The organism is Pseudomonas sp. (genome assembly GCF_050739655.1).
Taxonomy (GTDB): Bacteria; Pseudomonadota; Gammaproteobacteria; order Pseudomonadales; family Pseudomonadaceae; genus Aquipseudomonas.
This window is the reverse complement of the sequence record NZ_JBOIBY010000730.1, coordinates 1-8,392: the sequence shown is the minus strand read 5'-3', so window position 1 is coordinate 8,392 and position 8,392 is coordinate 1. Positions and strand designations below refer to the sequence as shown.

The window sequence follows — 8,392 nt, the reverse complement described above, 5'->3', positions numbered from 1 at the left end:
CGAAGACGCGCTTCATGAACAGGTCAGGGATCCAGTTGGCGGTGTTCATGTCGTGGGTACGACGACGGTCATCACCGGTGTTCTTGCGCAGCTCGATGAACTCTTCGATGTCCATGTGCCAGGTTTCGAGGTAGGCACACACAGCGCCTTTACGCTTGCCACCCTGGTTAACGGCTACAGCGGTGTCGTTCACTACTTTCAGGAACGGAACGACGCCCTGGGATTTGCCGTTGGTGCCCTTGATGTACGAACCCAGTGCACGAACCGGAGTCCAGTCGTTGCCCAGGCCACCGGCGAATTTCGACAACATGGCGTTGTCGTGGATCGCGTGGTAGATGCCCGACAGGTCGTCCGGAACGGTGGTCAGGTAGCAGCTCGACAGTTGCGGACGCAGGGTACCGGCGTTGAACAGGGTTGGAGTCGAAGCCATGTAGTCGAAGGACGACAGCAGGTTGTAGAACTCGATCGCGCGGGCTTCGCGGTCTTTCTCTTCGATCGCCAGGCCCATGGCCACGCGCATGAAGAAGATCTGTGGCAGTTCGAAACGCACGCCATCCTTGTGGATGAAGTAACGGTCGTAAAGGGTTTGCAGGCCCAGGTAGGTGAACTGCTGGTCGCGCTCGTGGTTGATCGCCTTGCCGAGTTTTTCCAGGTCGTAGCTGGCCAGCTCAGGGTTCAGCAGCTCGTATTCCACACCCTTGGTGACGTAGGCAGGCAGGGCCTTGGCATACAGGTCGGCCATTTCGTGGTGAGTGGCGCTCTCGGCAACGCCGAGAAAGCCCAGGCCTTCGGCACGCAGGGTGTCCATCAGCAGGCGGGCGGTTACGAACGAGTAGTTCGGCTCACGCTCGACCAGCGTACGGGCGGTCATCACCAGAGCGGTGTTGACGTCGGTCAGGGCCACGCCGTCGTACAGGTTTTTCAGGGTTTCGCGCTGGATCAGGTCGCCGTCGACTTCTGCCAGGCCTTCGCACGCTTCAGTGACGATGGTGTTCAGGCGACCCATGTCCAGAGGCGCCAGGCTACCATCGGCGCGGGTGATGCGGATCGACGGGTGAGCGTTGACCGCTTCTTCGGCCGGGGTGTGTGCTGCACGTTCCTTGGAGCGCGCGTCACGGTAGATCACGTAGTCACGAGCAACTTTCTGCTCGCCGGCACGCATCAGGGCCAGTTCGACCTGGTCCTGGATTTCTTCAATGTGGATGGTGCCGCCCGATGGCATGCGACGCTTGAAGGTGGCGGTAACCTGTTCGGTCAGGCGCGCAACGGTGTCGTGGATTCGCGACGAAGCGGCAGCGGTACCGCCTTCAACTGCGAGGAACGCTTTGGTGATCGCGACGGTGATCTTGTCGTCGGTGTAAGGGACGACAGTGCCGTTACGCTTGATCACGCGCAGTTGGCCAGGCGCGGTGGCGGACAGATCCTGATTCGAATCTGCAGCCTGCGGCAAGGTGCCCTGCGGGTTCTCGCGAGTTGTGTCGGTTTGCATGGGGGGTTGTCTCCACATTCTCTATGTTTGTTTGGGCACCATCACAGTGCCCACCGTTCCGTCCTGAAGCACTACAACCGGCGGGGGCCGGGCATATCAACTTCGGGACAGATCAGGAAGGGGGCTAAAGGGCGCCGCTTCCATGCCGAAGTCTTTGGTCTCACGCCGTGGGCGTTAAACCGGGATCCTTTGAGGTGACAGTTCAGGACTGCAACACCCGTACCGTTTTCACCACGTTGGGCCGAAATACAGTAGCCATCCGCGCGCGCGGATTGGTCTTTCGAAAATACGTTTGGTTCAACCGGAAAGAGGCAAGAAAAGCGCTTGAAATTGGTGTCCGGTTTGTGTTTGGTTTTTTTCGCAAAACCCTACATGTAGGGTTTTTTTCGCGCTTGGGTACAAGATAATGCGTTTTGGGGGGCGATTGCAACGTACTACCTGTGGATAAACCTGTGCGTAAATTGTGTGTGAAAGACCGAATCGGCGTGTAGGCCGCGATGCTGCTGGACCCGGCTTTTTTTCACTCATTTTCAACGATTGAAAACGGCTGGATGGATTTTTAAGGGCGCGAACCCTATCACAAAAAACCAGCTCGTCCGAACGCATTTACCGACTTGTGTTCTGTGCGGCCGACGTTTATACAATCGGCCAGCATGCATGCAATTTATCCTCCCAAACATTACAAAAAAACGGGCGGATCCTTCCTTATTAGCGTCATTGGCAAGCAGAGGTCACCGTGGAGCAAGAAGCCTGGCAGGTATTGATTGTGGAGGACGACCTGCGTCTGGCCGAACTGACCCGCGATTACCTGCAAGCCAACGGCTTGCGTGTCTCGATCGAGGGCAATGGCGCCGTGGCGGCGGCGCGCATCATCGATGAAAAGCCCGACCTGGTGATTCTTGATTTGATGCTCCCAGGTGAAGATGGCCTGAGCATCTGCCGCAAGGTCCGTGACCGATATGACGGCCCGATCCTGATGCTCACTGCGCGTAGCGACGACACCGACCAGATCCTCGGCCTTGATCTGGGAGCGGACGATTACGTGTGCAAACCGGTGCGCCCGCGCTTGCTGCTGGCGCGTATCCAGGCGCTACTGCGCCGCAGTGAGACGCCGGAGCCTGCACCGGACAAACAACGACGTCTACAGTTCGGCCCGCTGGTGGTGGACAACGCGTTACGCGAAGCGTGGCTGCGCGACGATAGCATCGAGCTGACCAGTGCCGAGTTTGACCTGTTGTGGCTATTGGTGGCCAACGCCGGGCGCATTCTGTCCAGGGAAGAGATTTTCACCGCGTTGCGGGGCGTTGGTTACGACGGCCAGGACCGCTCCATTGACGTGCGAATTTCACGCATTCGCCCAAAGATCGGCGATGACCCCGAACACCCGCGGCTGATCAAGACCGTGCGCAGCAAAGGCTACCTGTTCGTTCCCGAGGCCTGCGTAGACCAACCCCAGTGAACTCGATCTTCCTGCGTATCTATGGCGGCATGTGCGCCGCATTGATTCTGGTGGCGGTGCTCGGTGTGCTGGCATTGCACATGCTCAACCAGGTGCGCAGCGAGCAGTATCGTGAGCGCCTGGCCCACGGTACGTTTTCGTTGATGGCCGACAATCTGCAACCGATGGACCAGACTGAGCGCCATCGTGCCTTGCTGGTGTGGGAGCGGTTGCTGGGGATTCCACTGGCGTTGAGAACCTTCAGCGAGACCGACCTCGACCTGCGCCAGCGTACCCGCGTGCTACATGGCCAGGCGCTGGTGGAGCAGACCGGTCCGCATGCGGCGAAGGTGTACCGGCTGGTCAGCGACAAGGAGCAACTTGTCCTCACGGGAGAAGTCCAGCAGATCAGCGAGCAACTGGCTCGCGCGACGATTTATCTGTTGGTCGATGAACTGGTGCGCTATCCGGTGGGTGAGCAACCGGTGCGACTGGCGCAATTGAAGCAAGACAAGGGTTTCGGTTTTGACTTGCGTCTGGTTACCGTCGAAGAAGCCGACATGGACGAAGACCAGAGTCGTCGGGTATCCGAGGGCGATACAGTGATGGCGCTGGGCAAGGGCGGCGATTCGATCCGGGTGTTTGCCGGTATGGTTGGCACGCCGTGGGTTTTGGAAATCGGCCCTCTGTATCAAATGAATCCCTATCCGCCGGAGTGGCTGGTGCTGATCGCCGCACTGGGCCTGACCCTGATCGGTTTGATCGTTTATCTGCTGGTGCGGCAGCTGGAGCGGCGCTTGCGCGGCCTGGAAGCGGCGGCCACGCGCATCGCCAAGGGCAGCCTGGAAACCCGCGTGCCGGCGCGCGGTGCGGACTCGGTCGGGCGGCTGGCATCGGCATTCAACGGCATGGCCGAGCACTTGCAGCAACTGTTGGCGATCCAGCGTGAACTGGTGCGCGCCGTGTCCCATGAGTTGCGCACGCCGGTGGCGCGTCTGCGATTTGGCCTGGAGATGATCGGCTCGGCCACCACGCCGCAGGCTTTGGAAAAGTACTGCGAAGGCATGGACCATGACATCGAGGACCTCGACCGTCTGGTGGACGAGATGCTGACTTATGCTCGATTGGAACAGGGTTCGCCGGCACTGAATTTTCAGCGCATTGATCTGGATGCACTGGTCAATCAGGTGATCGAAGAACTGGCGCCGTTGCGGGCTGATGTCACGGTGCAGCGTGGGTTGTGTCTGTCGGCGGCGGAGTGCGACGACGCGTGGGTCGAGGCTGAGCCGCGTTACCTGCACCGGGCGATTCAGAACCTGGTGAGCAACGCCATGCGCCATGCCCAGTCACGGGTGACGATCAGTTACCAGGTGGGGCAACAGCGTTGTCGAGTGGATGTCGAGGATAACGGGCCGGGTGTGCCGGAAATAGCCTGGGAGAAAATCTTCACCCCGTTCCTGCGCCTCGATGACAGCCGCACCCGGGCTTCAGGCGGGCATGGATTGGGGTTGTCGATTGTGCGGCGGATCATCCATTGGCATGACGGGCGGGCACTGATCGGCAGGAGCAAGAGTTTGGGTGGGGCGTGTTTCAGCCTGAGTTGGCCGAGGAATCAGGAGCGGCGCTGAGGCTTTAAGTTGCCTGATATGGCCCCATCGCGGGCAAGCCACTCCCACAGTTTTCTGTTGAATGCGGATTCTGTGAACGGCACTGGACCTGTGGGAGCGGGCTTGCCCGCGATGAGGCCCTGACAAACACCGAAAGGCTTCAGGCCCTGATACTGACAAGGCTCAACAACTGCCCATCCTTGACCCCAAACTGCGCATCCAGCTCAGTGCCGCTGCACCACTCACTGGACAGGTCCGTCAGTAGTCGCAATCGCACTTCACCACGCTCTGTCCACTCCAGCACTTCGGCGTGTTCAAAATAAAAACGCTGCTGAACGATCGGGTAGAGCGCCTTGAACAGGCTTTCCTTCACGGAAAAGGTCAGGGTAACCAGTAACGCCAGTTGCTCACGCCGGCCGGCGGTCATGCGCTGTAACTCCGGTACGGTGAGGATTTCTCCGGCCAGACGCTCGGCTCGTTCGGCATTGAGCAGGTTTTCCAGATCCATGCCCAACCCACGCCAATGATCCTTCTTCGCGACGATGGCTGCCGCCCGGCCGGTGCTGTGGGTGATCGAACCGGTGATATGCGCCGGCCAGACAGGCGCCCGGTCTTCGCCGATGGCCGGGCTGAAGCTCAGGCCTTCCAATTGTTGCAGCGCTGCCCGCGCACAAATTCGTCCAGCGAGAAACTCGGCCTGCCGCTTGGCGACGGAGCGCTGGATGCTCGCTGGCGCCTCGATGGCGCTGCGCTGAAAGTCATCGCTGAGCAGTTGCGAAGGGTTGAAGTGGGTGCTCAATAGCACCGCATCGGTCAGCACAAATGGCAAGGGCCAGTGGGCATCGAGGGGTGTGCAGCAGTCTGGAAGGGCGGGGACAGAGTTCATGTTGGGCATTTTGCCGGGTTGTCTTGTAGCTGGGTAGTACAAAGGTTGAGATGGGCTGCGTCGAAGAAACGCATTGAAACAATCGGGCTGAGTTGGTTCAGGTCAGGTTCAGAGAGCGTTCAGGGGGAGTTCAGGGGGGCGCCATTAACCTTGCTCCGTACCCGAAAACAGATAACCCATGAGGTAACTCTCAAATGACTACATTCAAAAAGCTGCTTCTGGCCTTCACCGTTATGGGCGCAAGCGTCGCTGCCCATGCCGCCGACGAGAATTTCGCTGGCCTTACTTATGGACAAACCAGCGACAAGATCAAAAAGTCCAATGCACTGAACACTAACCTCAATAGTCCGAACTCCGATGGTGTGATTGGCAAGGATGACACCTGGGGCGCGCGTCTGGGCCGGCAAAACAGCCAAGGCCGCTACTACGCCACTTACGACAACGTATCGGGCTCGCACAATGGGATTAAATTGCGTCAGGAAAATCTCCTGGGCAGCTACGATCTGTTCTATCCGGTGGGCGGCAGTACCAAGTTGTTCGGCGGTGCCACCGCCGGTTTGACCAAGTTGACTCAGGAGTCTTCAGGCTTCAGCCGCGATACCGACATTGGTTATGCCGTCGGCGGACAGTTGGGTGTCTTGCAACAAGTTTCGCAAAACACGTCGGTTGAACTGGGTTACCGTTACCTGCGCAGCAATGCCAGCACCGAAATGAGCGTCCACGGTGGCAGCAAGCAGGGCTCGCTGGACCTGACCAGCAGCGCTCAAACGTATCTGTCCGCCAACTACGCTTTCTAAAGCGGTTCGCCTTGGTACCCTGTGGGAGCTAGCAGGCTAGTTCCTGCAGAGGGTTGTCTGGAGATTCTGATTTGCCCGGGAGAGCGTTATGAAATTGCTGGTCGTCGAAGATGAAGCGCTGCTGCGCCATCATCTGCAAACCCGTCTGACGGAGAGCGGCCATGTGGTCGAGTCCGTGGCCAACGCCGAGGAGGCCTTGTATCAAACCGGGCAGTTCAATTTTGACCTGGCGGTAATCGACCTCGGCCTGCCAGGCATGGGTGGCCTCGATCTGATCCGCCAGTTGCGTTCGAGCGGCAAGGCTTTCCCGATCCTGATCCTCACTGCCCGCGGCAATTGGCAGGACAAAGTCGAAGGTCTGGCCGCCGGAGCCGACGACTACGTGGTCAAGCCGTTCCAATTCGAAGAGCTCGACGCAAGGCTCAATGCCCTGCTGCGCCGCTCCAGCGGTTTTACCCAGTCAACCATTGTCGCCGGGCCGCTGTTGCTTGATCTTAATCGCAAACAGGCATCCCTCGACGAGCAGCCGTTGGCGCTGACCGCGTATGAATACCGCATCCTCGAATACCTGATGCGACATCACCAGCAAGTGGTGGCCAAGGATCGATTGATGGAGCAGCTTTACCCGGATGACGACGAGCGTGATCCAAACGTGATTGAAGTGCTCGTTGGCCGCCTGCGCCGCAAACTCGAGGGGCCGGCCGGGTTCAAACCGATCGATACCGTGCGCGGCCTCGGCTACCTGTTCAATGAGCGTTGCACTTGATCCGTTCTCTTCGTGTCCGCTTGATGCTCGCCGCCACGGTCCTGGCGGTGCTGTTCATGCTGGCGTTGCTGCCCGCAATGCAAGGTGCGTTCAGCCTCGCCTTGCAGGATTCCATCGAGCAACGACTGGCTTCGGATGTGACGACGTTGATCTCTTCCGCCCGGGTGGAAAACAACCGTTTGCAGATGCCAGTGCAATTGCCTGACGAGCGATTCAACCTCACTGACAGCGGTTTGCTGGGATACATCTACGACCGCGACGGTCACTTGGTCTGGCGCTCGAAGGCTACGCGCGAAGAACACATCAACTACAAGCCGCGTTACGACGGACGCGGCAACGAATTTGCACGAATCAGTGAAGACAATGGCCAGGAATTCTTCGTCTATGACGTCGAGGTCAAACTGCTGGGCGGTAAAAGTGCGGCGTTCAGCATCGTTGCCTTACAACCGGTTCGTGAATACGAAGTCACCCTCAAAGGGCTGCGGGAAAACCTCTATCTGGGCTTCGGCGCAGCGTTGCTAGTACTGCTGGCGTTGCTGTGGTTCGGTCTGACCTGGGGTTTACAGGCGCTGCGCCGGCTGAGTCAGGAGCTGGACGAGATTGAAGGCGGCACTCGCGAAAGCCTCAGTGAAGAGCATCCCCGGGAACTGCTGCGTCTGACGGGCTCACTCAACCGCTTGCTGCAAAGCGAGCGCGAACAGCGCAGCCGTTACCGAGATTCACTCGATGATTTGGCGCACAGCCTGAAAACTCCGCTGGCGGTGCTGCAGGGCGTCAGCGAAGACATGGCGCAACGTCCTGAAGATCGTGATCAGGCGTGGGTGCTGCAAACCCAGATCGAACGCATGAGCCAGCAAATCAGCTATCAGTTGCAGCGCGCCAGCCTGCGCAAAAGCGGCCTGGTGCGTCATCAGGTGCGCCTGCGTCCGGTGCTGCAGAGCCTGTGCGACACGCTGGACAAGGTTTACCGGGACAAGCGCGTGCAGGTCGCTTTCGATTTGCCGGAACAGTGTTACGTGCCCATCGAGCAGGGCGCATTGCTGGAGATGATGGGCAATCTGCTGGAAAACGCCTATCGCTTGTGCCTGGGTGAAGTTCGCATCAGCGTGCGGCAGGCCCTGAACGGAATCGAGTTGTGCGTCGAAGATGACGGCCCTGGTGTCCCGACAGACCAGCGAGCGCGTATTCTGCAACGGGGCGAACGCCTGGATCGCCAGCATCCGGGGCAAGGTATTGGTCTGGCGGTGGTCAAGGACATCATCGAGAGTTACGGCGCCAAGCTGACACTGGGCGATTCACCCATGGGCGGGGCGGCGTTCAGGATTCATTTTCCGGTGGTTTGACCCGCAATTTTGATAGCGCTCATTCTGGCCCCATCGCGGGCAAGCCCGCTCCCACAGGACTTAAGT

The 8,392-nt window shown here is 59.1% G+C and carries 7 protein-coding genes; 5 read left to right on the top strand and 2 right to left on the bottom strand.

The genetic code is table 11. The features are described from left to right. Window positions 1-1,489: ATP cone domain-containing protein (locus ACRESJ_RS34395; protein WP_431761865.1), on the bottom strand; the 1,489-nt coding region annotated here is incomplete at its 3' end. A gap of 736 nt (window positions 1,490-2,225) precedes the next feature. Between ACRESJ_RS34395 and ACRESJ_RS34390 the strand changes: the two genes are divergently transcribed. After that, complete coding sequence (locus ACRESJ_RS34390; RefSeq protein ID WP_431761864.1) at window positions 2,226-2,948, top strand: winged helix-turn-helix domain-containing protein; 723 nt, start codon at window positions 2,226-2,228, stop codon at window positions 2,946-2,948. Then, entirely contained in the window at window positions 2,945-4,555 is a 1,611-nt protein-coding gene (locus tag ACRESJ_RS34385; RefSeq protein ID WP_431761863.1) for an ATP-binding protein, read from the top strand. Before ACRESJ_RS34390 ends, ACRESJ_RS34385 begins: the two co-directional genes overlap by 4 nt. 139 nt (window positions 4,556-4,694) lie before the next feature. Here ACRESJ_RS34385 and ACRESJ_RS34380 read toward each other — a convergent pair whose 3' ends face one another. Continuing rightward, on the bottom strand, window positions 4,695-5,420 hold the full coding sequence (locus ACRESJ_RS34380; RefSeq protein WP_431761862.1) for a 4'-phosphopantetheinyl transferase family protein: 726 nt from the start codon (window positions 5,418-5,420) through the stop codon (window positions 4,695-4,697). 194 nt (window positions 5,421-5,614) lie between these two features. On the opposite strand from ACRESJ_RS34380, the gene ACRESJ_RS34375 reads away from it, so the two are divergent. From ACRESJ_RS34375 to ACRESJ_RS34365, 3 genes are all read left to right on the top strand, one after another. Beyond that, a complete protein-coding gene (locus ACRESJ_RS34375; RefSeq protein ID WP_431761861.1) occupies window positions 5,615-6,217 on the top strand; it encodes a hypothetical protein in 603 nt (200 codons plus the stop codon). A gap of 88 nt (window positions 6,218-6,305) precedes the next feature. Next, window positions 6,306-6,983 carry a response regulator gene (locus tag ACRESJ_RS34370; protein ID WP_431761860.1) on the top strand — a complete coding sequence of 226 codons (678 nt, stop codon included), beginning with the start codon at window positions 6,306-6,308 and terminating at the stop codon, window positions 6,981-6,983. Next, a complete protein-coding gene (locus ACRESJ_RS34365) occupies window positions 6,980-8,326 on the top strand; it encodes an ATP-binding protein (protein ID WP_431761859.1) in 1,347 nt (448 codons plus the stop codon). Before ACRESJ_RS34370 ends, ACRESJ_RS34365 begins: the two co-directional genes overlap by 4 nt. Window positions 8,327-8,392: the final 66 nt, after the last annotated feature.